Genomic DNA, 22,241 nt, shown 5'->3' on the forward strand with positions numbered 1-22,241 from the left:
GGTATGTTATTTTAGTATCAGCAAACGCTTACATTGTATTAAATGTTTGTAATCTCTAATTGCGAAGGAGACTGTTCATGAGAAAAAAAACCGTCAAACCGATGGCTGCTCTGGCGCTCGCCGCCGCTTTGCTGTTCTCTCTGCTGCCTGTTTCTCCCCCGGTATCGGCTGCCGCTCCGCAGAGCGCGATACAATCCTATGTGGAAGCGATGCAGCCCGGCTGGAACCCGGGCAACTCGCTCGACGCCGTCGGTTCGGACGAAACGGCCTGGGGCAACCCGCGCATCACCAAGGAACTGATCCAGAATATTGCCGCGCAGGGTTACAAAAGTATCCGGATTCCTGTCACCTGGGATGCCCATATCGGCGGAGCGCCGAATTATACGATCGATGCCGCCTACATGAACCGGGTCAAAGAAGTCGCCCAGTGGGCGCTTGACGCCAATCTGTACGTCATGGTCAATGTGCATCACGACTCCTGGATCTGGCTGAGCAAAATGGAGAACAACCATGACCAGACGCTGGCCCGCTACAACGCCGTCTGGACGCAATTGGCAAACGCCTTCAAAGGCAGCTCCAACAAGCTGATGTTCGAAAGCGTCAACGAGCCCCGGTTCACCGACGGCGGCACGACCGACGAAAGCCGGCAGCAGGCTCTGCTCAACGAGCTCAACGATTCGTTCCACCAAATCGTGCGCGGCTCCGGCGGCGGCAATACGGCGCGTCCGCTCGTGATCTCGACGCTTGAAGCTTCGCCGTCTCAGGAACGCATGACGGCCACCTACAACACGATCTCCAAATGGAACGACAAAAACATTATCGCGACCGTCCATTACTACGGCTTCTGGCCGTTCAGCGTGAACATCGCGGGCTACACGACGTTCAATGCGGAAGTCCAAAACGATATCACGACCACGTTCGACAACGTCTACAACACCTTCGTGGCCCGCGGCATTCCGGTCATCGTCGGCGAATACGGCCTGCTCGGCTTCGACAAAAACACCGGCGTGATCGAACAGGGCGAGAAGCTGAAATTTTTCGAGTACATCGGCCATTACCTGAAGCAGAAGCAGATCGCCAGCATGCTGTGGGACAACGGTCAGCACTTCGGCCGCACAATCTACAAATGGTCCGATTCCGACCTGTTCAACGTCATCAAAGCTTCCTGGAGCGGCCGTTCGGCCACCGCTTCAAGCGACTTGGTCTACGTAAAAAAAGGAGCCGCCGCGCAGGATAAGAGCGTCACGCTCAACTTGAACGGCCGCACGCTCTCCTCGCTGAGTGTCAACGGCGCGGCGCTGCAGGCCGGCACGGATTATACGCTCAGCGGCAGCACCCTGACATTCAAGGCGTCTCGCCTGTCCCAACTGACCTCTTCCGGCACGCTTGGCAAAAGCGCCGTAATCACCGCCAAGTTCAGCGGCGGCGCGGACTGGAAATTCAATGTGGTCCTGTACCAAACGCCGAAGCTGTCAAGCACAAGCGGCGCGACGTCCGCGTTCTCCATTCCGACCGCGTTTGGCGGCGACCAGCTCGCGACGATGGAAGCCGTCTATGCCGGCGGCGGAATTGCCGGCCCGCAGAACTGGACCTCTTACAAAGAGTTCGAGACGGCGTTCACGCCGACGAGCGGCGCGATCAAGCTGCAGCCGGCGTTCTTCGCCGAAACGAACGACGGCAGCGTGAAACTGACGTTCCACTTCTGGAGCGGGGAAAAAGTCACCTACACGATCACCAAGAACGGTTCGAGCGTAACGGGAACCGCTTCGTAACCGGGATTGGAACCCGAGCGTATCCGCGGCAGAGAAGCGGATACGCTTTTTTTGCTGCCGGAATACGTGCGATCCGTGTACCGTCAGGAAGGGGAGGGTAATACTCCTTATTCGCAGGCTTATCTGGAACAACCGACAACCCTGCCTCGACTATCCGACCGACAAGGAGCTGAAAGCGATGAACGACCGCAATCCCCCCACTACCGTCCCGCGCACGATTGGACGAATCTTGTTTGCGCTGCTGTTCGCAGCCGCGGGCGTCTACCATTTTCGGGAAACGATCGGCTTCGCGGCCATGCTGCCGGACTTCGTGCCGCTGCGCAAAGAATTGATCTGGGTCACCGGCGTAGTTGAATGGATCCTCGCGGTCCTGCTGTTCGTGCCGCGGATCCGCAAGCTGATGGGCATCGTCATTTCGATTTATCTGGTGCTCATTTTCCCGGCCAATATCTATTCGGCGATCATGAACATTCCGATGCCGGGCCAGCATTACACGCCGCCGATCTATCTGTGGCTCCGCCTGCTCGTGCAGCCGCTGTTCATCTGGTGGATTCTGTGGGCAACCTGGCCTCCCAAAGACAAGCGCTGAAGCGGGCAGCCGTCAAGTCTAGTTGCAGCCCATAATTGTTCGCAGTTCGTGTATAAAAAGAAGCGGCCGGGGATATTCCCCGGCCGCTTCTTCCCTATTCACTTCAACGTCTCCCAGCGTGCCCACAGTTCCGGCGGGTTCAGCTCATAGATCCCGTCTTCGCGGAACATATACTGATGCATCACGAATTCCCGCCGCAGGGTAGCAAAATCGTCGTGGAACGTCCGGATAAACGCATTGATTTCTTTCTCCTCGTACTTGCGTCCCGGCTCAAGCCGCTTCACCAGTTCTTCGAGCACAATCAGCTTTTTTTTGAGTTGGGCGGGGATGCTTTTCAGGCGGCCGTCCGCCGCGAAGAAGCTTTTGAGTACGGATGCGCGCATCCGGCTCTGCCGCTCTATGGCCGAAGGTTCGGTCTCTTCGGCGTTCTCTTCCGATCCGCGCCGATAGATCAGCTCGGCCGTAGCCGATCCGCTGGTGCGAATAAAATAATCGTCGAGCGAGAAATAAATCGTGTTCTTGTCCCGGCGTTCCCGGATCAGGCTCGCTGCCCGCAGCTTCGACGCATGATGCGTAATGGTGGCCGGCGTCACGTTCAACCGTCCGGCCAGCGCCTGTCCGTTCAATTCGCCTTCGCTGAGCAGGATCAGCATCCGGATCCGCGTCGGATCGGCCAGCGCTTTGTGGTAGGCGACCAGTTTCTCCAGCTGCATGCCAACCGTACTCCTCTCGGATAGTGTTTCCTTGTCTATCCCCATTGAAGCACGAACTCGGCGGCGGAAGCAAGCGGGAAACCGACTCCTGCGATTATCCTTCGGGAAGCTTCAAATCCCGCAAATGCCCGATATTCGCGAAAACTCCCAGCCGCAGACGGGGCCCGTCGACGAGCAGTTCCGTGATCGAACATTCGGGAATCAGCAGGTTCTGTCTGGCGGCAAAATCGGGTACGGCCGCGTTCAGCGTATCCGGCGCGAATACCGCGCCCAAAAAATCGGTAATCAATCCGCCGTGCGTAACGAAGACGACCTCGCTGCCCGCTTGGCCCCTCTTCGTCCAATCGGATACAGCCGCACACAGACGGGCTGCCGCTTCCCGGACCGAATCGCCGCCGCCCGGAGGCCGGTAATCCGGCTCCCGCGTGCAGCGGTCCCACACGGCGACAAATTCTTCGAACGTCTGATCCGGAATATCGCCCCAGTTCGCCCGCTCCCGCAGACGGGCATCTTCGACCGGTTCGATTCCAAGCCGATTCGCCAGGCACCCCGCCGTTTCCGCGGCACGCCTCAGCGGACTCGATACAATGGCCCCGATCGATCTGCCCTGCAGAGCCCGGGCCGCCGCCTGCGCCTGCTTCACCCCCGCAGGAGTCAGCGGGACGTCGCCGATCTGTCTGCTCTTCAGGCCGTGACGCACCAGCCAAACGGTAACGGTCATGGCGCAGCCTCCTCCATCTTCAATCGATTCCGCTCAAGGCTCTTATCGTCAACAGCCAGAGCGTTGAGCTGCCTGCGCAGCGGAAGCAGCAGCAGAGCCGGGATACAGGACAACACGATCAGCAGTCCGGCGCCGAGACCGATCATGCGGGCCGGCAGGAAATCCAGCAGCACCCCCGCCGTCAGCATCGATACGCCCATCGTGACGTTGGACAGCGTCTCGTTGAGCGCGAAAGCGCGGCCGTGAACCGGTTCGGGCACCGCCTTCATGATCAGAGTCGCCAGCGCCGCATTTGCCAAGCCTCCGCCAAGCGTAGCCAGCAGTATGAATATCGCGCCCAGGATCAGATGGGGAGCGGTGCCGACGCCGATATGGGCCAATCCTTCTACCGCCGCTCCCGCAATAACAACCTGAACCGGCCAGCGTTTGAAAGACGGTGCCAGCAGACCCCCGAGAATAAAACCGACCCCCAGCGATCCGTACAAGACGCCGACTCCACGGTCTCCCGCTCCGAATACCTGATAGCCGTAGACGCTGATCAGCACATTGATCGCGCCCCCGCCTATCGGCCAGGCGACGGATTGAACCGCTACCACCTTCATCAAGGCGGAACGGCGGAACGTTTGCCAGAAATCCGCAGCTTCGCGGCTGCCCGGCGAAAGCCGCGGAATCCGGCGATCCAGGGACGAGCCGGTCTCCGTTTCGGGAGACGGCACGATCACCGCCCGCTGGATCGCTTCTCGACCGTAACGGCGTTCGGGATCCGGCATCGACCCCACCAGCAGTCCGGAGACCAGAAACGTCAGGGCATTCAGCATAAACGACCACTGCGGTCCGAACATCGCGCTCGCCGCTCCGCCAAGCATGGCGCCGAGCGTCATATTCATGCCGCCCAGCATCTGGTCGAACGCATTGGCCGCCGGCAGATTGCCTGGGCTCACGATCCGGGGAATCAGCGACTGCCGGGCCGGCAGCGACAGCGCCGAGAAGACCACAAGTCCCACCGTTGCGGCATAAGCGATCCAGATCCGTTCGGGCTTATCGACCCACAGCAGCGACAGGGCAAGACCGATCCGCGCGTAATCCGAGATCAGCAGAATCGTTTTTTTGCTGCGTTTGTCCGCCAGCAGACCTCCGACCGGGCCCATAACCAAATAAGGCAGCGTCCTCGCGGCCAGCGTAATCCCCACGGCCATGCCGGAACCGGTCAGCTGCAGCAGCAGGCTCAAGATTGCCACGCTGCTGAACCAGTCGCCGACGCCGCTGACAAAATTGGCGGCCGCAAGCTTGCGGTAGGCCGGTTCTTTTTTCCATAATTCCAGCAGTTCGCCCATGTCTTCGCCGCCTCAGGACAGATCTTCCCAGCGCCGGGCCGCCGACTTGGGATTGCGTCTGTAGATTTCGCTGCTGCGCGACATAAAGCCCTGTACGATAAACTCCCGCCGAATCGTCGCATAATCGTCATGGTACAGCCGAATGAAAGCATTGATTTCCGATTCCGCATAGTCGCGTTCCGGTTCCAGCTTGTCCGCCAGATATTCCAGGACGATCAATTTTTTCTTAAGCTGTGCCGGGATGCTTTTGAGCCGTCCTTCCCGATCCAAAAAGTTCCGGATGGTCGAGTCGCGCAGTAGGTTCGCAGGTTGGAGCATGTGTTTTCCTCCTTATCTAATTTAACAAATATCTAATTAGTCAAATGTTAAATTAGATATTACCGGCGCAACCGTTTCTTGTCAACACAAAAAGGCACGACCGCATCGCGGCCGTACCTTCGGAGCGAACTTCTTTTTCGGTTTGCGCAGAAATCAGGCTTCCGGCAGCAGCATCCGCCAGAACTGCCAAGCGGCGACGTATTCGTCCAGCTCGGCGGATTGTTCCGCCGCGCAGACGCCCATTCGGCAGTAAATACGCAGCAGCGCTTCCTGCACGAGCCGTTCCTGGCCCGCCGTTTGTTCGTTAAGCCGCGAATAGGCTTCGAACAGTACCTCCAGTGACAGATCGTCCGGCGTCGAACAGAAAGCCTGCACCAGATCGTACAGCACCGGGCCCACAGTAGGCTTGGGCTCGATTACCCCGACCAATTCCTGTTTGAGGAAGATCAAATTCCGGGCCTCCATCCCCCCGTGCAGCAGGAACTTGCCGTCCGCTTCGGACAAAGGATCCAGCAGCAGCGCGACACGCTCGCAGTCTTCCGCGGGCTGCAGTCCGTTGAGGTTCTCCCGCGCTTTCGACAGCTCGCGCTCGTTGAACTCGCTCCAGGAGGAACAAGGTTCGGTCAAGCGTCCCCATTTGCCTCCGGCTTCGTCCGTTTCGTACCGGTTCAGCAGCTCGGTGACGATCAGCGGAAGCCAGACTTTTTTGGACCCGCGTTCTTCGGTCACGTTTCCCGCCGTTCCTTCCACGTAAAGCTGAACGAGATAACCTTTGACCGGGTCGGCGTACTTTACATTCGGCAGCAGCGGGCTGTCCGGATAAGCTTTGTGCAGCTGCTCCGACATGGCGGTATTTTCCGGCGTATCCATGCGCAGTGCGTATTTCGGCTTCCCGTCCGCGGTCAGCAGATAGGTTCGTTTATCCTCTTCTTCGCGCTCCGGCTTTTCCCGGAGTTCGACCGTCTCGATAATGCCTTTCATAAACAAATGCTGAAGCGTAGCGTAAATGCGTGGTGCGAGCGTCATTCCTTTTCTTCCCCCTAAGTTGCGTAAATGCTTGGCAGCCTGTATAAGTCAACTGATGTAGTGTACCACGGGGTGGAAGGTTACAAAAGGAATTTGTATACCGGACGGTGAAACAGAGGCCGCTTACTTCAGCTGTATCCGCTGGCCGTCCAGACTTACGTGATCGATCTGATCGAGCGGCAGCGTCTGCGGTGCGATCCATGTCAAGGAACCATCGGAGCTTTGGATAAACCCGTTTTGCGCTCTGATTTCCTTTCCATCCTTGAAATGAACGATAAGATTCAAACGACTTGTCAAATCTTCTGCCCGCTTTTGTGTGCTCTCCATTCCTTTTCCTTGCCATGTAATTCCGAGCGGGGAGACTTCGATCTTCTTCACAGTCCTTCCTTCTGCCGCCAAATCGATGACTCCTGTAAGCTTGCGCGATTCTGCAGCCAGATTAAATGTAACTTCCCAGTGGCCTTGAACAAGCTCGTCATAATCCACAAAATAGCCCAACAGCTTCAAGCTCCTGATCTGCTCGATATTGGAAAGGTCAAATACATGCTCTTCGTAAGCTCCGGACCAGCTTCCTTGTTCATCGTCATAGCGACCGTAAGAGAAGCTGTAATCGGCGATCCGGTCGCGGCCTCCTTTGGGATCCGTAAAATACAAATAGCCATGGTTGTACTTTCCCATTTCGCCTTCTCTTTTTACTTGAATATGCAGCTTTCCGTCGACGAATCCCACATTGGAGATTTTGATCCCGTTGATGCCTGGAAGACTGATCGATGTTCCGTTCAGCGGAAGAGCTCTTATCTCTTCTTGTTCCTTGACTTGCAGAAGCTTCGGTCCTCCCATTCCTCCAATATCTTCGGACCTCTTCAAAGTCACGTACGGGGCCGGTTTTTGAGAGGTTAGCAGGGCTGCCAAATCAAGGTTGGGATCGTACCGTTCCTGTTTATGGGCTCCGCGTAAAAAAGAAGTGATTCGCACGGTCATCCGGTCCTGCATCCTGCCATTAGCCAAAAATCTCACGATGGCCCGACCGGTTTGGGGATCGTAATCGACCTTCTGTACGTTATTTGCGGAGCCGCCTTGGACAAAGTAATCGTACACGTCCAACGTCTCGTCGATCCGTTGGGTTGGTTCATTCGTAAGATCTTGCATGGCCACATAAATTTCCGCGCTGCCCGCATCCCGCACCGCGCCAAGTACCGTCATTTCGATCCCCTGATCTTGGCTGCTGCGCTGGATAGGCTTAATCAGACCCAACCGTTCTCCTCCGATAAAACCGAGTACACCGTTCAAATCGATCATTCCCGCCGCATTGGCCGTTCCGGCTGCGATACCGATCGCCAATACGGCTGCCGCGGCTGTCCAAGCTTTCTTGCCCTTTGTGGGCTGGCGGCTTCGTTTGAATCGCTGCTCTTCTTGCGGGAGCGACAGATTCGCGCGACGGTAAACGTCGGCTTGGATTCTTTTCAAACTTTTGACGTTGAATTCCGCTTCTTTTTGCTGCTTCATTCCTCCCGCTCCTCTCTCTTGAGACTTCTTCGCCATTCGCGCAACCGAAGTTTGGCTCGATACAGACGGTTCTGCACCTGCCTGACTCCGATCGACAGCTCGCCTGAAATTTCGTCCGGTTTCTGCCCTTCGTAAAACCGACGATACAAGATCTCGCGATCCGGCTGCGGAAATCGTTCAATGGCAAGACGAAGTTCGTCGGATTCTTCTGCCCGCTCCAGGGTTTCCAACAGATCGACCGTCCTCGCTTCTTCGTCGCGCAGCGTAACAAGCTGTTCGCGGCTTAGTTTGCGATAGCGGTCGATCGCCTTGTAACGCGCGGCTTGGGCCAGATAGGTCTTCAGGCTTGCACGCATTGGATCGTAAGCCTGCGGTTTTTGCCACAAATCAAAGAAGACATCTGCGACGCATTCTTCGACTTCTTCGTGCGAATGACTATGCAGCACGGACTGTACCGCCGACCATAGCAGTCCGGAATAACGTTCTATGACCCGGCCAAGCGCTTCGGGCTCTCGTCGAATCAGCGCTTCCCGAATCCTGTTATCTTCCATCAAATATTCGCTCTCCTTTCTGCGACCGCTATTCTCTCTATAGGTATTCGAAAGGATTTATGTTTTTTCTCAATTTGTTCTTAAAATAAAAATACAGGTTTTTCGCAAATTGCGAAAACCTGTATTTCATGCCGTGAGGTGTTCATTTTTCCCTGTCTACGCGAAATATTCCGGATAGTATTTGGGGCAGAAACAATGTTTGTCGTTCAGCGGCGGGTCGACTGCGCGGTCGGTGAGAAAGCCCAGCTTGGTCTCGAACGTTTCGACGGCCTTCACGGTTCGGGGAGTCACGTCAAACGGTTTGTCCGCGTCCGAAATCGTAATCACGAGCTTGCCCGGCCGGACCCAGACATGCGCAGGCAGGTTGAACAGCTTCAGGTGACCGGGCTGTTTGAGGTTCGGATACTCCTGAATACGGAACCGGTCCGCGGCCGCACTGGCTGCGTCAATCTCCGGCAGCGATTGCAAAGTGATGCCCAGATGATCGCAGATTTCCAGCAGCTCCTCCCGCGACGATACGCGAAAAGCGGCCATCAAGCGGTCACGGTCTCCCGTCTGGTCGGCATTTGCGCGGCAGAAACGGAACACGCGCAGCCGGCGGGCCCATTCTTTCAATTCGAGCCGGGGGTGGGTCTCATAGAAATAGCGAAACCAGATTTCTTCCTGTTCTTCCTTCGTCGGTACATGGCGCTTGGGCTGCTTCTTCTCGGGTCTGATAAACAATCTCCACATGGGAATCCCTCCCGTTCGTTTGAGCGGCCTCGGCTTCAAGGATCGTTTGCCGTCCAGCCGTCTTCTTATGGTTATTGTACCCGCTCCGGGCCCGAATGCGAGAGACTCCCGCTTCTTTTTTTGCAAAAAGATGTCTTCTCCGGCGCATTCTCAGGATTGACCGCAGCGTTCTGAAAGCGTATTCTATTCCTGGAATCGCGGAGCGCCCGCGCAGGAAGACAAGCCGGCGGGACACACCTACAAGGAGGATACGCATGAATATTTTGTTGAATCTTTTTCCCGGAGGGCTTCATAAAGCGTTGACCTTCAGTTACGATGACGGACGCATGCAGGACCGGAAGCTTGTGGACCTGTTCAACCGTCACCGCCTCAAAGCGACGTTTCATCTCAATTCAGGCAAATTTGACGAAGACGGTTATGTAAAATACGAAGAAGTCGCCGGACTGTACGCGGGACACGAAGTATCGGCGCATACGGTCACCCATCCTTTTCTCGAGCGGATTCCGCGCGAGCGGCTGATCATGGAAGTGCTGGACGACCGCGGCGCGCTTGAAGAACTGACCGGCTATCCCGTACGCGGCATGTCGTATCCGTACGGCGCCTATACCGAAGAAGTCGCGGATGCGATCGGTTCGCTGGGTATCCGCTACTGCCGCACCGTGCATTCGACCGGAGCTTTCGCGGTGCCTCAGCGCCTGCTGACCTGGCATCCCACCTGCCACCACAAGCAGATGAAGGAACACGGAGAAGCCTTCCTGGCTCTCGATCCGCCGCCGCATTACGCAAATCTGGCGCTGCTGTACGTCTGGGGCCACAGTTACGAGTTCGACAACGACGGAAACTGGAACGAAATCGAAGAGTTCTGTGCCGCATTCGCGGGACGCCCCGATATTTGGTATGCCACGAATATCGAAATCGCGGACTATCTGGAAGCTCTGCGAAGACTGGAGTTTTCCGTGGGCGGCACGCTGGTCCGCAATCCGTCCGCAGGATCCGTCTGGATCACGGCGAACGGAGAAGCGGTCGAGATCGCCGGCGGGGAAACGAAACGTCTGGACGGATAACGATGCCGCTGAGCTCCAAGCCGGATTCATTCTTGCGCCAGTGCCGGTCCTGCCGGCTACGGACGCCGCTCCAATGCCAACTTCAAGCCGAAACCGACCAATACCAATCCGGTAATGCCCTGCATGGCCCGCTGCACACCCGGCCGTTTCATCCAGGCGCCTACCCGGTCAAGCAGGCAGACATACAGCACCATCCAGATTAACGTCATTACGGTGTAAGTCAGTCCCATCAGGAGAAAAGGAATCAGCGGATCTGCTCCCGTGACCAGAAACTGGGGCAGGAAGGTCAGGAAAAAGACGGCTACTTTCGGGTTCAGCATATTCGTAAATAGGCCTTGCAGCAGCGGCGAACGGCCTTTATGACGAATGTCTTCCTTTTCCGATACCGTATTCTTTGCCTTGCGCAGCGCCCAGAGCGAAGTGACGCCGAGATAAATCAAATACAGCGCGCCCGCATATTTAAAAACGGAAAACAGCAGCGCCGATTTTACGATTAGCGCCGACAATCCGAGTACGGCAGCCAGCGTGTGGACAAGCGTGCCGCCTGCGCTGCCGAGCACCGTCTGGATGCCGCCTTTTCGTCCGTATACGATCGTGTTTTGCGTCGCCAGTCCCGTATCCGGGCCGGGCAGCAGGATCAGCAGGAACGACATCAGCATAAACAGGGGAAATTGGTTCATAGGACCCTCCACGAGAAGAAATTTCGTTCATTTTATCATGGAAAAAGAAACATCGAACAGTCCGCACGGACAGAAAAACTTCCGCTTTCAACAGTCCACCGCCAAATCAACACAAAAAAAGAGCCGGATTACGGCTCTTTTTTGTATTTGCGGTTGGATCACCCCTGCTGCGTTGAACAAGTCGAGCCTGAGTCGAAAAAGACTATTCCGCTCGCCCGGTGAACGCAGCCGGTGAACGCAATCCGCGCTTTTTGAAGCTTCAGCCGGTCTGTTGGACTTCTTATTTGTCGCTGCGCTCGAAGGTCCAGGTCCGGCCATCGATCGTAATCGCCCAGCTGCGGCCGGTGTGGTCGGCCAGACGCTTGGTTTTCCAGCTCAGCCCGCCCTGTTCGCCTTCTTCGCCGTGAAGCGGATCGGACCAGTTCGCTCCGCCGTCGGCCGTTACGTAGAACAGCAGCGGATTCGGCTCCTGCCCGGATTCGGGATATCCGGTCTGTGCGATGAACAGTCCCAGATCCGTCGCTTCGAACAGGGTCGGCGTCTTCGGTTCGAACCAGGCTCTGCTGAAGCTTGCGGGAATCTTAAGTTCGGTCTTGCTCCAGGTGGCTCCTCCGTCTCTCGTCTCATACAGGCGGGGATCGCCTTCCCGGGGACTGTCCACCGCGAGCCACGCCCGGTTCGTATCGGCAAAACGTGCGGTTCCGATCAGTCCGGAAGGAAGCGAGCCCGCTTCCGAATCGTTGATCTGCTGCCACACCGCCCCGCCGTTTTCCGTTCGGTACAAGGTGTTCTCTATCTCTGAATTTTTGTCGGCCTGCGCTTCTATTTTCCAGCCGATATGGCCGTCGTTTAAATAAAATTCCCGGGTTTCCGTTTGTTCGGTCAGGGTTCCGGCGCCGGACTGCGCTTCTGCAGCGGATGTCTCGTAAGCGACGGAAGAAGCCGGTACGGTCAGGGGCGATGCTCCCGTGTCGGACCATCCTTCCCGGGCGGAACAGCCTGTCATCAAGCTGCCTGCAAGAATAAGCGAGGCCAGCCAACCGGTACTTATGGAAAGTCTGCGAAGTGTGTTCATGGTGTTCAGCCTCCTCATTCGCTGCAAGTATAGCAAACTTTGGAAGCTGGAAAGTAACAGCCCGCACCCGGGTTGTCATTTACCGGTTAAAATTCGGTAACCACTTTCTTCCCGCCCCAGGACCTCGTACGACCGGTATCCGAACGATACATTGATGGCAAAGCTCCATAAGATCCCGCATTCCGCCCGGCGAATCGTGTAGAGAACCCGATACGGAGTCTCGGTATAATGCAGCTTCAACCGCAGCGATCGACTGTCTTCGCCGGCCGCTTCTACCGAGGTCACCACCTTTTGCCGATGCCGCGACAGGTCTTTGACGAATACGTCTTCCGCCTCGAGCGCACGGGAAAAGCCGAACGGCAGCGTACCGCTGCGTTCGTCTCCGTAATCCGTCGTCAATTCGAAGCCGTTCTCCGTGAGGCGGAAAACGGCCGACCGCAGACCCGCCGGATTGGGATCCAACCGGTAGACCGTTTCCGGCGAAAAAGGAAGTTCGAGCGGCGGCGAGCCTGACAGTCCGGATTCGGCAGCGGTCGCGGGCGTGATTAAGGAAGCGTAAATTGTGGAGCCTAAAGCATCTGTCTCCGCTGCCCGACGCAGTTGGAGCTCCCTGTCCGCGCTGCCGACCTTCTCGCCGGCCCAATCGAAAATCAGGTCCAGCAGCGCCTGCAGACCGCTCATACTCGGAAAACCGCAGTTGGCCGCGACTACCAGATCATGCCGGGGCGACACCAGACACAGCTGCCCAAATGAACCGTCTCCCCGATACGCACCGAAGCGGCACCGATGAAATTGGAATCCGTATCCCTGCGCGGAGTCGATCCTGTCCCGGCAGGCTCCCGCTCGATTGTCGCTCTGCTCCGAAGCCGCAAGCCCGACGTAATGTTCCGAGACGATCCTCCGCCCTGCGTAAACGCCGCGGCCGAGCAGCATCTGTCCGAATTTGGCCGTATCCGCGGTCGACAGGCTGAGCCCCATGCCTCCGGCGGTCACGCCGAGCGGACACGTTTCCCAGACCGGGCGGGCAATTCCCAGCGGTTCGAACAGCGTCGGCATGAGGAAATCGACCAGATTGCGGCCGGATACCCGCTCGACGATCGCAGACAGCATGTAGGTGGACGGCGTGCTATACCGGTAAAACGTGCCCGGTACATGTTCGACAGGCTGCGCGAGAAAGGCTGCCGCCCAGTCGGTACGGGCTGTTACGGACGGGTAAATGTCCCCGTCGTGCCCCGCGGTCATCGACAGCAGATGACGGATCTGCATGGCGGCCAGATTGGAAGAGACTTCGGCGGGCCGCTTGTCCGGAAAAAAGGACAAGGCCAAATCGTCCAATGCCAGCAGACCGAGGTCGCAGGCGATCCCGACGGCGATCGAAGTGAAGCTTTTGCTGAGCGAGTACAGCAGCTGCGGTACGCCGGCCCGGTACGGCTCCCGGTAATGTTCCACTAGGGTCCGGCCCGCACGCAGCACCACCAGACCATTGACTTCAAGCTCCGAGCGCTCGATCCTCCCGAGCAGTTCGGCTCCGTTCCCGTTCACGAATGACACGGTATTCTCTCCTTTGCCTTGGACAGTGTCCGGTGGTTTGTACGGGCGTTCCATCCTGTTTCCGATGAACCGGCCCTGCTTTTTTACATGACCATAAAGTTCCCGTACCGGTTCAAATAGAGTTCCCTTTCTTTGTAATCCGGGAGCACGCTGCCGAGCTTGCGCCAGAACGAGCGGTCGTGGTTCATATGGTGGATATGGCACAGCTCGTGGACGATGACATAGTCGATCGCGTAGGTCGGAGCCATCGCCAGCAGATAATTGAAGTTCAGTCTTTTTCTCGAATCGCAGCTGCCCCATTTGCTCACGGATTCGATGATTTCGATCGATTTCGGTTCGGCTTTGAGCTGTTTGGCATACGGGCCGATCCGTTCGTTGACGATCTTTTTGCAGCTGGAAAAATAGAATTTCTTGAGGTCCGCACGCAGCTGCTCCTCCGTCCGTCCTTCTGTCGGAATCAGTTCGTCGAGTCGGCAGCGGCGTCCCAGATGCAGAAACTCGCCTTCGCCTCCTTCGCGGTATTCTTTGGGTTTGGGTGCTTCGCGCGCTTTCTCCTGCTTGGCCAGGGTTTGCAGAATCCAGTCCCCCTGAAGGGCGACCGCCGCTTGAATCTGTTCTTCCGGCATGCCGTTCGGCGCTTTGACCGTCACCAGTCCGTTGGGATCGAGCTGGACATAGATTTTTTTGCGTTTGGCGTATTCGACGTGAAATTCGATCGTCTGATCGTTATGTTGAATGTTCATAGCATCATTATAACGCAAAAAAGGAAGCCCCGAACGGGGCTTCCTTCCGCGAAACGGCCGGACTACTGCATCATGGCCAGAATCATGCTGACCGCTTCGGCACGCGATGCTTCCTTGTTCGGAGCGAAGCGTCCTCCGCCTACGCCCCCGGCCAGGCCGGCTTTTTCGGCGGCCGCGATATAAGACACGGCCCATTTCGGAATATCGGCCGCATCCGCGAACGACAGCTTCGCCGACGGATCAACCGGAAGTTTGGCCGCACGGACGATAGTCGCGGTCAATTCGGCGCGCGTCATGGCTTGGCCGGGGCGGAACGTACCGTCCGGATATCCGCCGAGCAGCCCCGCTTCGACCGCGGTGGCGATATGAGGGACCGCCCAGGTTCCGACACGGTTCTTGTCCGCGAAGGACAGCGCATCGGAAGAAGCGGGCAGTTCCAGCGCGCGCACGATCAGAGCCGCGAACTCGGCACGGGTTACCGCGCTGTCCGGACGGAATTCGCCGTTGGCGTAGCCGCTGACGAACCCGGCGGATACCGCGCGGCGTACGGCCGATTCCGCCCAGTGTCCGGCGATATCGCTTACGGCCGGCTGCGGAAGGCTTCCGTTATCCGCAGGCACGGTCGGAGTCGGAGCGGTAGGGGCCGGGACCGGAACGGTAGGTGTCGGCGTCGGTACCGCCGGCACCGGAGCGGCCGGGACCGGAGCCGCAGGCACCGGCGTCGACGGAGCCGGGGACACCGGCGCAGGGTTCGACGGCGTTTGCGGGACGGAAGGCGCGCCCGTGTCCGGCGCTTTCGTTTCTTTTACAATGCCGAAACGGTCGATAACGAAAGGAATGGCGGCTCCGTTATCCTTTTGTTGATCGATTTCGTACGTGGTCGCCGTGAGGCGGCCGCCGTCGATCGTAATCGCGACGAAATTCTGTACCTGTCCGCGAACCGGACGGGTATTGTTGGTCGGGTCCGGACCATACTTTGCGGCATGGTTCTCCTCGGCCAGGTTAAACAGATTGTAATAAGCATCGCCGAGCGCCGGTTTCTGGTTCTTGTAGTACACTTTGGCACCTGCCGTAGCCGGAATCAGATAGATGCTTCCATCCGGATTGACCGTATACTCGATGCTTTGCCCGCCGACCGATTCCTTGATAACGGCCGCCTGACCGGCTGTTCCGTCGCTCTTGATCGGCTTGGTGCGGGCATAGATATGGTCGTGTCCCTGAACGACGAAGTCGATTCCGAGCTGGGCCATCAGCGGAGCGATTTTATTGCGTACGCCGTTCGGACCGATGATGTCTTTGTCCGTTGCATGATTCGACGTGGTATAAGGACCTTTGTGGATATTGACGATAATCCATTTCGAACCGTTGGATTTTGCGCGGGTTACGTCATTTTTGAGCCACTCGACTTGCTCCGCCGAGAAGTTGGCGTACTCGGCCGAATCCTCGTTCGAATTCAGCACGACGAAATGGGCATTGCCGTAATCGTACGAATAGTAGGCTCCCGTCTCGGTCGCGGAGTTAGCCGGCGTATCGAGATTGAAATGGTCGATAAACGCATAGTTCTCGTCTTCGTGGTTGCCGGCGGACGGCGCGATCGTCGTCTTCAGCAGACTGCCCTGCGAATGGCCCAGCAGCCAGTTCCATTGTTCTTCCTTGGTTCCCGTGTCGACGATATCGCCGTTATGGACGACGAACTCGGCGTTGGGTACGGTAAGAAGTGCTTTTTCCAGCGTTTCCGCGGACAGGGCCGCTTCATCTTCTTCTTTCGCCTGCGTATCGGCCAGATCGATGAAAGTGAACGAGCCGTCTCCGTCATCGGTCCGGAAAGTGCCGGCTTCGCTCCAGATTCCGCTTGCGGCGTCGCCTACGCGGTAGGTGTAGGTCACACCGGCCTGCAGTCCGGAAGCGACCGCTTTATGTACATTTTCTTGAGACGAATTGGTCGAAGGTTTGCTGGTTCCTTTGAATTCGAGAACCTGGGAGGAATCGGCCGTGCCGACGGGTGCGATCTGTACATCCGTGCCCGTTACGGACAGCGGCGTGTACCACGTAAATCCTCTCGATGTCCGGCTGTCGCCGTAGAAAGTTGCGGTTATTTTGCTGATTGCGGCTTCTTCGTAGACATTGTTCGTCACCGTCGGAAGCTGGATTTCCGAATTCTGAAGCTGCGGCTGTTCGGTTAACAGAATATTCGACTGCGCTTGATTCTCCGCCGCTTCTTCCGCGCGAAGAACCGACAAACCGGGACTGAGAACGCCCGATAGCAGAACAAAACTCAATGATGCGGATGCTGCGCGACCCCAATTTTTAAACATAATTCGCTCCCAAAAAACCATATTCCGGAACCTGTGTCCAGTGATGCCAGCATATCAGCCCACTGTTAACTCATCGTCTATTTCGATAAAGACCTATGTAAAAAGGGGATTATCAACGTTTACCGATATTTAAAGTCTGCAAAAAAGTAAACTTATCCGTTAGAGATCTCGCCAACCGGGTAATAACAGGCAGAGACTTTAATCGAAGGGAGATTACTATCATGGATAAATCGTTTGTAACCACAGCCGCCATCGGCGCCGCAGCAGGTGCCCTGATCGGTGCCGGAGCCGCCGTTATCGTCGCTACTCAAAAAGGCGAGCAAATTCGCAGCACTGTGCTTGACGCGGCCGAGGCGCTGCGCGAAGCCGGCCCGCAGATGAACGAGAAAGGCCATGCCCTGGCCGAGAAAAGCCAGGAAGTGACCGGAGTCGTCAAGGAAACGCTGGGCGCCGTGAAAGAACTCAAGGAAGATACGGTATCCGCGGCGCGCGACGTCAAATCGAACGTACAGGATTCCATGCGTACTTCCGGTACCGGCGGCAAGCCGACGGACGGCAGCGCAGGCAGTATTTGATTCACGTTTTCCGCAGATTGTTGGATCCAAGCGCTTTGTCTCTTTCGGAGACAAAGCGCTTTTTGGCATTTGTTGCGGCTTGGTGAAGAGAAAGTCACGACCTATCCGCGCGGCCGGCCGGGGCTTGCGGGAGCTTATCCTTTCGCCGCTCCGGCTTTCTTTTCCGCTCCGCCTCGCCGTACGGCAAAAAAGCACGGAAACCGACCACAATCGGTTCCGTGCTCTTTTCAATTTTCGCAGTCAGTCCTGCAGCGTCAGAATCCGCGGACCGTCCTTGGTGATCGCAAGCGTGTGCTCGTACTGCGCCGAATTGCGGCCGTCCGCCGTCCGTGCCGTCCAGCCGTTGGAGTCCCGAGACGTCTGCCAGACGCCGGCATTGACCATCGGCTCGATGGTGATGACCATGCCTTCTTTGAGACGCTGGCCTTTGCCCGGCTCGCCGTAATGCAGCACCTGCGGTTTCTCGTGGATCGTCGGCCCGATGCCGTGCCCGGTAAATTCGCGCACGACGGAGAAGCCTTCGCCTTCCACATAGCTCTGGATCGCGTGGCCGATATCGCCAAGGCGATTGCCGGCGACCGCCTGCGCGATGCCCAGCTCCAGCGCGCGCAGCGTCACTTCCATCAGGCGTTTGTCTTCATCCGACACATCGCCGACGGCATACGTCCAGGCCGAATCCGCCAGCCCTCCGTTCAGGTTGACGACCATGTCGATCGTGACGATATCGCCGCTCTTGAGCGGCTGGCGGCGCGGAAAGCCGTGGCAGACTTCGTCGTTGATCGACGCGCAGGTCGCATATTCGTAACCGTTGTAGCCTTTTTGCTCCGGCGTCGCGCCGTGCTGTTTGAGGAATTTCTCGACAAACCGGTCGATCTCCATCGTCGTGACGCCCGGTTTGATCATTTTGGCGATTTCTTTGTGACAAGCTGCCAGCAGATCCCCTGCCGCGTCCATCATCTGGATTTCGCGTTCGCTTTTGAGTGTAATCATGATTTATCGCTCGATTCCTTATGGATTGGGTAGACTATTTTCTTCAATTAAGGATACCTCCGTTTGAAAAAGGACGCAACAAACGACGTCTGCGTGCTTGGAATCAAGCGCCTGCCGATGCAACCTTACAGCAGATGCATCGCCGCCTCCGCTTCGTCCCACGGCACCGAATAACCGGCCCCTTTGGCGCAGAAGATCGATGACGACGTATACAGCGGATCGGCGTTCTTGTCGTAGCCGCGCCGTTCGATGACCCCGTCCGCGTTATGGCAGGGGCGATAGCCGCCGTAGGTCAGACTCAGCATGCCTTTGCCCCGGGTATAGGACGCCAGTTCGACCGCGTAATTCATGAACGAGGCGGCCGGCACGATTCCGGTCAGGCTCAGGTGCGTCTCGCTCAGTTCCGGCGGATCGAAGATCCCGTGCGCCTGCTGGACGTCGTGCATGAGGCGACCGAGATGCTCGGCTGCCGCGCGGATCCGGAAGCGGTAGCACGGCTCCAGCAGGATATTGTCCGCCTGCTCCAGCCCCTGCCGCAGCGCCCGCAGCGTCGCTTCGCGAAAATCGCCGCCGTGCGTGTGTTTGTTATGCGCCCGGCCGGTGAGCAGCGTAACTTTCACGTCGGTCAGCGGAGAGCCCGTCAGCAGCCCGTGATGCTCGCGCTCCGTCACGTGCTGCCCGACCAGATTGCGGTAGCCGACGGGAAGATCGTCCGCATGGCAGGCATCTTCAAATACGACGCCGCTGCCACGCTCGCCGGGTTCGATCTCCAGATGTACTTCGGCGTAATGCTTGAGCGGTTCGAAATGCCCGTACCCCGTCACCGGCGCCGCGATCGTCTCGCGGTACAGAATCTCCGGCGCGCCGAACGTCGCGTTCAGGCCGAACCTTTCCCGCAGCACGGCGCTCAGCACTTCAAGCTGGATAGCGCCCATGACGCGGATCTGGAGCTGCTGCAGTTCCTCTTCCCAGATCACGCCGAGCGCCGGATCTTCCTCCTCCAGCATCCGGAATACGCGCAGCACGTCCTTAACCGGAAGCTCGCGCGGAAACGCAACGCTTGCCGTCAGCGTAGGCGTCATCCCGAACGGCACGACTTCGCCTGGCAGGTCCCCGATTCCATCGCCTGCCTGCGCCTGCGTCAGTCCGGTCACGGCGAACAGCTCGCCGGCGTACACGCGGTCGACTTGGGTATGCCGGTCGCCGCTGCAGATCCGGATGCCGGTGATTTTCTCTTCACGCACGCCGGGTCGTGCCGCGCCGTCGCTTCGGTCCGCATACGCGGCAAATTCCCGCACGCCAAGCGACCCCTGCAGAGCTTTGATATACGTGAGCCGGGTTCCGTTCCCGTCGTGTCCGATCTTGTAGACTCGGCCGGCGAACGGTTTCCGGGTATCCTCGTCTTCATCCGCCGCGGCGTAATCCGTGACGGTGAGCCGGTCGAACTTGCGCAGAAAATCGGTTACGCCGATATCCAGCAGCGCCGAGCCGTGCAGGCACGGATACACGCGGCCTTCCCGGATCAGCCGGATCAGCGCTTCGGTCCACTCGTGCTCCGTCAGCCGGTCGTCCAGATACCCTTCCAGCAGCGGCTCGTCGCGTTCGGCCAGAAAGGTTTTGAGAGAGTCGGAGAGTGTGACGGGCGGCAGCGGGCGGGACGCGGACGAAGGACGGTCGAGTTCGGACTGCCCTTCGTCCGCGAATTTTGCTTCCGAGCTCCCGATGTTCCGTTCTCCGGCCTCTCTATCCGCGATTTCCGCCGCCGGATCCGTCAGATCGGCCACATCCGGCGTCAGCAGACTGCGGATTTCTTCCGTCACCCGCTGCACGTCCGCACCTTCCCGGTCCGTTTTGTTGATGAAAAAGAACGTCGGGACCCCGTAACGCCGCAGCAGCTGCCACACCGTCTCCGTATGTCCCTGCACGCCTTCCACCGCGCTCAGCAGCAGTACCGCGTAATCCATCGTGCGCAGCGCGCGTTCCATCTCGGCCGAGAAATCGGCGTGCCCCGGCGTGTCGAGCAGATAATAGGTCGAGCCGTTGTACGGCATGACCGCCTGACCCGCAAACACGGTGATGCCGCGTGCCCGTTCGATATCGTGACTGTCCATAAAAGCATCCCGGTGGTCGACCCGTCCCCGGGTGCGGATACTCTTCGTATGATAAAGCAGCTGCTCGGCGAACGTCGTTTTGCCCGCGTCCACGTGAGCCAGCATGCCGATCGTTTTGTTCATGGAAAAGCTCCTTTTTGGCGAAATCGTATTCTGCATTTACCGTACCCGGGAAACAAAGCTTCGGTCAAGCGCGTTCATCAGAAAAAGGGAGGGACTGCGATGGGAAATTCGGCGGCTGCAAAAAGAAGGGCTCGATGGGTCACGGGAATACTGCTCTTCTGCTTGTGCTTATCCTCGGGATGCTCGAACGCGCGTTACGGCAGTGTCATCGACTGGGTGGACTTCGTCATGACGGAAGACGGAATCTACGAAAGCGTATGGAACGGTGTGCTGCGCGATCCCGATACCGTTACGGATGAAGTGATCGCGACCGTAAGGTACAAGCTGGACGAAAACGTACACGATTCAAGCTACCGAAGCAAACCGGGAGACGCCGCCTTTTTGGAAAAAGGGACGAAGCTGTATCGGGTGAAAGGGTTCGCTGCGGAAGATGTGCTCGCGGTACGCGCGGATGATCAAATCGGCGGATACAAGCTGTATGCACGCGAACAAGTCGAAAGGCTGCCGGAAGAGAGCTTCCAAGCGGCGCTGCGGGCCGAACCTTCTTCGGTTTCGATTTATCGCCTCGGTGAGATTCAACCTTTACGCGTCGTATCCGGCGAGGCCGTGCAGCCGCTGATCCGGCTGCTCCAATATACGACCTATACGCCAAACTACCGTTCGAATGTCGAAGGGAAAGACCCGACCTTTTACAAAGTGGTGTTCGATACGGGCGAGCCGGTGCTGTACACGTTCATGCTGGCCGACGATGGGACGAACGTCATGTTTCGCGAAGGATACCAGACGGACGACGGGATTCGGGACTATCTGACGCCGCTGCCCTGACAAGGAGTTCCTCCTTCTCCTACGCTTGCTTTCTCCGCCAAAAAGAGCGATTGTACGCTGAGGCGAACCTTCACTCTTTTTTGTATCCTCGACACTATGCTGTCCATGTTGAACGTCTACACTGAGATTGCACACGATGACCAACTACAACCGATTCCCAAGGAGGACTTTTATGAAATACGCTTATGTTTATGTACTGGATACAATGGCCGATTGGGAGCTTGGATGGGTCACCGCGCAGCTCAACTCGGGGCAGTATTTCAAAATTCCGGGCAGCCGCCTTCCCGTTCGAACGGTCGGAGCTTCCAAGCGTCCGATTACCACCATGGGCGGTATGACTGTTCTGCCCGATCTGACCGTAGACGAGATCACGCACGATACTTCCGCGATCCTGCTGCTGCCGGGAGCAAACACCTGGACGAATCCGGAGCACCTGCCGATGATCGAAAAAACCAAAGAACTGCTGGAACAGGGCGGCAGGGTCGCGGCGATCTGCGGAGCCACGGCGGCTCTGGCCGATTCAGGCCTATTGGATCATCGTCCGCATACGAGCAACGGACTGGAATATCTCAATTTGTTCTGCCCTTCCTACCGGGGGTCTGCCCACTATCGCGATGAGAAGGTCGTCTCGGACGGCAATCTGATCACCACCGGCGCGACCGGCGGACTCTTGTTGGCGCGCGAAGTGATCGCGATGCTGGACTTGTTCACGGAAGAAACCCTGGAAGCCTGGTACAACTATTTCAACACGGGCGAGGAACGCCATTTCTATGCTTTGATGGAAACGATGCAGGCACGGACTTAAGCGCGCAGCCCGGCCTGCGGCGCAAACGTTGGCGAAGCAGCCGTTGGCCGAACGGCCGGACGCGCCAAAAAGCGAAAGCTCCACGGAGGTGGAGACTTTCGCTTTTTCTTATTTTCCCGTAT

General features: G+C 57.6%; 21 protein-coding genes. 6 read left to right on the forward strand and 15 right to left on the reverse strand.

Translation table 11 applies throughout. From position 1 onward, the window contains the following. Window positions 1-77: 77 nt before the first annotated feature. Both HOP44_RS12745 and HOP44_RS12750 read left to right on the forward strand, forming a co-directional pair. On the forward strand, window positions 78-1,772 hold the full coding sequence (locus HOP44_RS12745) for a cellulase family glycosylhydrolase (protein WP_172253903.1): 1,695 nt from the start codon (window positions 78-80) through the stop codon (window positions 1,770-1,772). Window positions 1,773-1,950: 178 nt separating this feature from the next. Beyond that, complete coding sequence (locus HOP44_RS12750; RefSeq protein WP_172253905.1) at window positions 1,951-2,361, forward strand: DoxX family protein; 411 nt, start codon at window positions 1,951-1,953, stop codon at window positions 2,359-2,361. A 98-nt stretch (window positions 2,362-2,459) separates the two neighbouring features. On the opposite strand, the gene HOP44_RS12755 is transcribed toward HOP44_RS12750, so the two are convergent. From HOP44_RS12755 to HOP44_RS12790, 8 genes are all read right to left on the reverse strand, one after another. Further along, complete coding sequence (locus tag HOP44_RS12755; RefSeq protein WP_172253907.1) at window positions 2,460-3,074, reverse strand: DUF2087 domain-containing protein; 615 nt, start codon at window positions 3,072-3,074, stop codon at window positions 2,460-2,462. 94 nt (window positions 3,075-3,168) lie between these two features. Further along, window positions 3,169-3,795 carry a histidine phosphatase family protein gene (locus HOP44_RS12760; protein WP_172253909.1) on the reverse strand — a complete coding sequence of 209 codons (627 nt, stop codon included), beginning with the start codon at window positions 3,793-3,795 and terminating at the stop codon, window positions 3,169-3,171. Further along, a complete protein-coding gene (locus tag HOP44_RS12765) occupies window positions 3,792-5,129 on the reverse strand; it encodes an MFS transporter (RefSeq protein WP_172253911.1) in 1,338 nt (445 codons plus the stop codon). The genes HOP44_RS12760 and HOP44_RS12765 overlap by 4 nt, the downstream gene beginning before the upstream one ends. 12 nt (window positions 5,130-5,141) lie before the next feature. Continuing rightward, window positions 5,142-5,447, reverse strand: a complete 306-nt coding sequence (locus HOP44_RS12770) for a DUF2087 domain-containing protein (protein ID WP_172253913.1) — start codon at window positions 5,445-5,447, stop codon at window positions 5,142-5,144. A 153-nt stretch (window positions 5,448-5,600) separates the two neighbouring features. Further along, complete coding sequence (locus HOP44_RS12775) at window positions 5,601-6,473, reverse strand: hypothetical protein (RefSeq protein WP_172253915.1); 873 nt, start codon at window positions 6,471-6,473, stop codon at window positions 5,601-5,603. 123 nt (window positions 6,474-6,596) lie between these two features. Next, window positions 6,597-7,814: a hypothetical protein gene (locus tag HOP44_RS12780; RefSeq protein ID WP_172253917.1), complete on the reverse strand. Its 1,218-nt coding sequence runs from the start codon at window positions 7,812-7,814 to the stop codon at window positions 6,597-6,599. Between the two features lie 161 nt (window positions 7,815-7,975). Next, window positions 7,976-8,530: a sigma-70 family RNA polymerase sigma factor gene (locus tag HOP44_RS12785; protein ID WP_172253919.1), complete on the reverse strand. Its 555-nt coding sequence runs from the start codon at window positions 8,528-8,530 to the stop codon at window positions 7,976-7,978. A 156-nt stretch (window positions 8,531-8,686) separates the two neighbouring features. Beyond that, window positions 8,687-9,262 carry a hypothetical protein gene (locus tag HOP44_RS12790; protein ID WP_172253921.1) on the reverse strand — a complete coding sequence of 192 codons (576 nt, stop codon included), beginning with the start codon at window positions 9,260-9,262 and terminating at the stop codon, window positions 8,687-8,689. A gap of 254 nt (window positions 9,263-9,516) precedes the next feature. On the opposite strand from HOP44_RS12790, the gene HOP44_RS12795 reads away from it, so the two are divergent. Continuing rightward, window positions 9,517-10,326 (forward strand): polysaccharide deacetylase family protein, encoded by an 810-nt coding sequence (locus HOP44_RS12795; RefSeq protein ID WP_172253923.1) that lies wholly within the window; start codon window positions 9,517-9,519, stop codon window positions 10,324-10,326. 56 nt (window positions 10,327-10,382) lie between these two features. Here HOP44_RS12795 and HOP44_RS12800 read toward each other — a convergent pair whose 3' ends face one another. The 5 genes from HOP44_RS12800 to HOP44_RS12820 all read right to left on the reverse strand — a co-directional run bounded on the left by HOP44_RS12800 (window position 10,383) and on the right by HOP44_RS12820 (window position 16,690). Continuing rightward, on the reverse strand, window positions 10,383-11,006 hold the full coding sequence (locus HOP44_RS12800) for a LysE family translocator (protein ID WP_172253925.1): 624 nt from the start codon (window positions 11,004-11,006) through the stop codon (window positions 10,383-10,385). A 280-nt stretch (window positions 11,007-11,286) separates the two neighbouring features. After that, entirely contained in the window at window positions 11,287-12,081 is a 795-nt protein-coding gene (locus HOP44_RS12805) for a WD40/YVTN/BNR-like repeat-containing protein (protein ID WP_172253927.1), read from the reverse strand. 75 nt (window positions 12,082-12,156) lie between these two features. Beyond that, window positions 12,157-13,632, reverse strand: coding sequence for a serine hydrolase (locus HOP44_RS12810; protein WP_172253929.1), 1,476 nt, complete (start codon window positions 13,630-13,632; stop codon window positions 12,157-12,159). A gap of 83 nt (window positions 13,633-13,715) precedes the next feature. Further along, window positions 13,716-14,375 carry a M48 family metallopeptidase gene (locus tag HOP44_RS12815; protein WP_172254223.1) on the reverse strand — a complete coding sequence of 220 codons (660 nt, stop codon included), beginning with the start codon at window positions 14,373-14,375 and terminating at the stop codon, window positions 13,716-13,718. Between the two features lie 62 nt (window positions 14,376-14,437). Further along, window positions 14,438-16,690 (reverse strand): S-layer homology domain-containing protein, encoded by a 2,253-nt coding sequence (locus tag HOP44_RS12820; protein WP_181286073.1) that lies wholly within the window; start codon window positions 16,688-16,690, stop codon window positions 14,438-14,440. A gap of 221 nt (window positions 16,691-16,911) precedes the next feature. Here HOP44_RS12820 and HOP44_RS12825 point away from each other — a divergent pair, with 221 nt between their 5' ends. Beyond that, window positions 16,912-17,265: a YtxH domain-containing protein gene (locus tag HOP44_RS12825; RefSeq protein ID WP_172253932.1), complete on the forward strand. Its 354-nt coding sequence runs from the start codon at window positions 16,912-16,914 to the stop codon at window positions 17,263-17,265. 240 nt (window positions 17,266-17,505) lie between these two features. Here the strand turns inward: HOP44_RS12825 and map are convergent, their stop codons facing one another. Next, entirely contained in the window at window positions 17,506-18,255 is a 750-nt protein-coding gene (gene map, locus HOP44_RS12830) for a type I methionyl aminopeptidase (RefSeq protein WP_172253934.1), read from the reverse strand. Window positions 18,256-18,380: 125 nt separating this feature from the next. Next, complete coding sequence (locus tag HOP44_RS12835; protein WP_172253936.1) at window positions 18,381-20,489, reverse strand: elongation factor G; 2,109 nt, start codon at window positions 20,487-20,489, stop codon at window positions 18,381-18,383. A gap of 228 nt (window positions 20,490-20,717) precedes the next feature. Here HOP44_RS12835 and HOP44_RS12840 point away from each other — a divergent pair, with 228 nt between their 5' ends. Both HOP44_RS12840 and HOP44_RS12845 read left to right on the forward strand, forming a co-directional pair. Next, on the forward strand, window positions 20,718-21,314 hold the full coding sequence (locus tag HOP44_RS12840; RefSeq protein WP_172253938.1) for a hypothetical protein: 597 nt from the start codon (window positions 20,718-20,720) through the stop codon (window positions 21,312-21,314). A 172-nt stretch (window positions 21,315-21,486) separates the two neighbouring features. Beyond that, entirely contained in the window at window positions 21,487-22,119 is a 633-nt protein-coding gene (locus HOP44_RS12845) for a type 1 glutamine amidotransferase family protein (RefSeq protein WP_172253940.1), read from the forward strand. Window positions 22,120-22,241: the final 122 nt, after the last annotated feature.

Source organism: Saccharibacillus deserti, from assembly GCF_013618475.1.
Lineage (GTDB): Bacteria > Bacillota > Bacilli > Paenibacillales > Paenibacillaceae > Saccharibacillus > Saccharibacillus deserti.

Bases quoted from the DNA above. Each gene is read 5' to 3' on its own strand.
- HOP44_RS12825 (WP_172253932.1), top strand. From the start codon at position 16,912: ATGGATAAATCGTTTGTAACCACAGCCGCCATCGGCGCCGCAGCAGGT.
- HOP44_RS12820 (WP_181286073.1), bottom strand. From the start codon at position 16,690: ATGTTTAAAAATTGGGGTCGCGCAGCATCCGCATCATTGAGTTTTGTT.
- HOP44_RS12765 (WP_172253911.1), bottom strand. From the start codon at position 5,129: ATGGGCGAACTGCTGGAATTATGGAAAAAAGAACCGGCCTACCGCAAG.
- HOP44_RS12790 (WP_172253921.1), bottom strand. From the start codon at position 9,262: ATGTGGAGATTGTTTATCAGACCCGAGAAGAAGCAGCCCAAGCGCCAT.
- HOP44_RS12775 (WP_172253915.1), bottom strand. From the start codon at position 6,473: ATGACGCTCGCACCACGCATTTACGCTACGCTTCAGCATTTGTTTATG.
- HOP44_RS12840 (WP_172253938.1), top strand. From the start codon at position 20,718: ATGACGGAAGACGGAATCTACGAAAGCGTATGGAACGGTGTGCTGCGC.
- HOP44_RS12845 (WP_172253940.1), top strand. From the start codon at position 21,487: ATGAAATACGCTTATGTTTATGTACTGGATACAATGGCCGATTGGGAG.
- HOP44_RS12760 (WP_172253909.1), bottom strand. From the start codon at position 3,795: ATGACCGTTACCGTTTGGCTGGTGCGTCACGGCCTGAAGAGCAGACAG.
- HOP44_RS12755 (WP_172253907.1), bottom strand. From the start codon at position 3,074: ATGCAGCTGGAGAAACTGGTCGCCTACCACAAAGCGCTGGCCGATCCG.
- HOP44_RS12835 (WP_172253936.1), bottom strand. From the start codon at position 20,489: ATGAACAAAACGATCGGCATGCTGGCTCACGTGGACGCGGGCAAAACG.
- map (WP_172253934.1), bottom strand. From the start codon at position 18,255: ATGATTACACTCAAAAGCGAACGCGAAATCCAGATGATGGACGCGGCA.
- HOP44_RS12815 (WP_172254223.1), bottom strand. From the start codon at position 14,375: ATGAACATTCAACATAACGATCAGACGATCGAATTTCACGTCGAATAC.
- HOP44_RS12750 (WP_172253905.1), top strand. From the start codon at position 1,951: ATGAACGACCGCAATCCCCCCACTACCGTCCCGCGCACGATTGGACGA.
- HOP44_RS12745 (WP_172253903.1), top strand. From the start codon at position 78: ATGAGAAAAAAAACCGTCAAACCGATGGCTGCTCTGGCGCTCGCCGCC.
- HOP44_RS12795 (WP_172253923.1), top strand. From the start codon at position 9,517: ATGAATATTTTGTTGAATCTTTTTCCCGGAGGGCTTCATAAAGCGTTG.
- HOP44_RS12805 (WP_172253927.1), bottom strand. From the start codon at position 12,081: ATGAACACACTTCGCAGACTTTCCATAAGTACCGGTTGGCTGGCCTCG.
- HOP44_RS12785 (WP_172253919.1), bottom strand. From the start codon at position 8,530: ATGGAAGATAACAGGATTCGGGAAGCGCTGATTCGACGAGAGCCCGAA.
- HOP44_RS12800 (WP_172253925.1), bottom strand. From the start codon at position 11,006: ATGAACCAATTTCCCCTGTTTATGCTGATGTCGTTCCTGCTGATCCTG.
- HOP44_RS12770 (WP_172253913.1), bottom strand. From the start codon at position 5,447: ATGCTCCAACCTGCGAACCTACTGCGCGACTCGACCATCCGGAACTTT.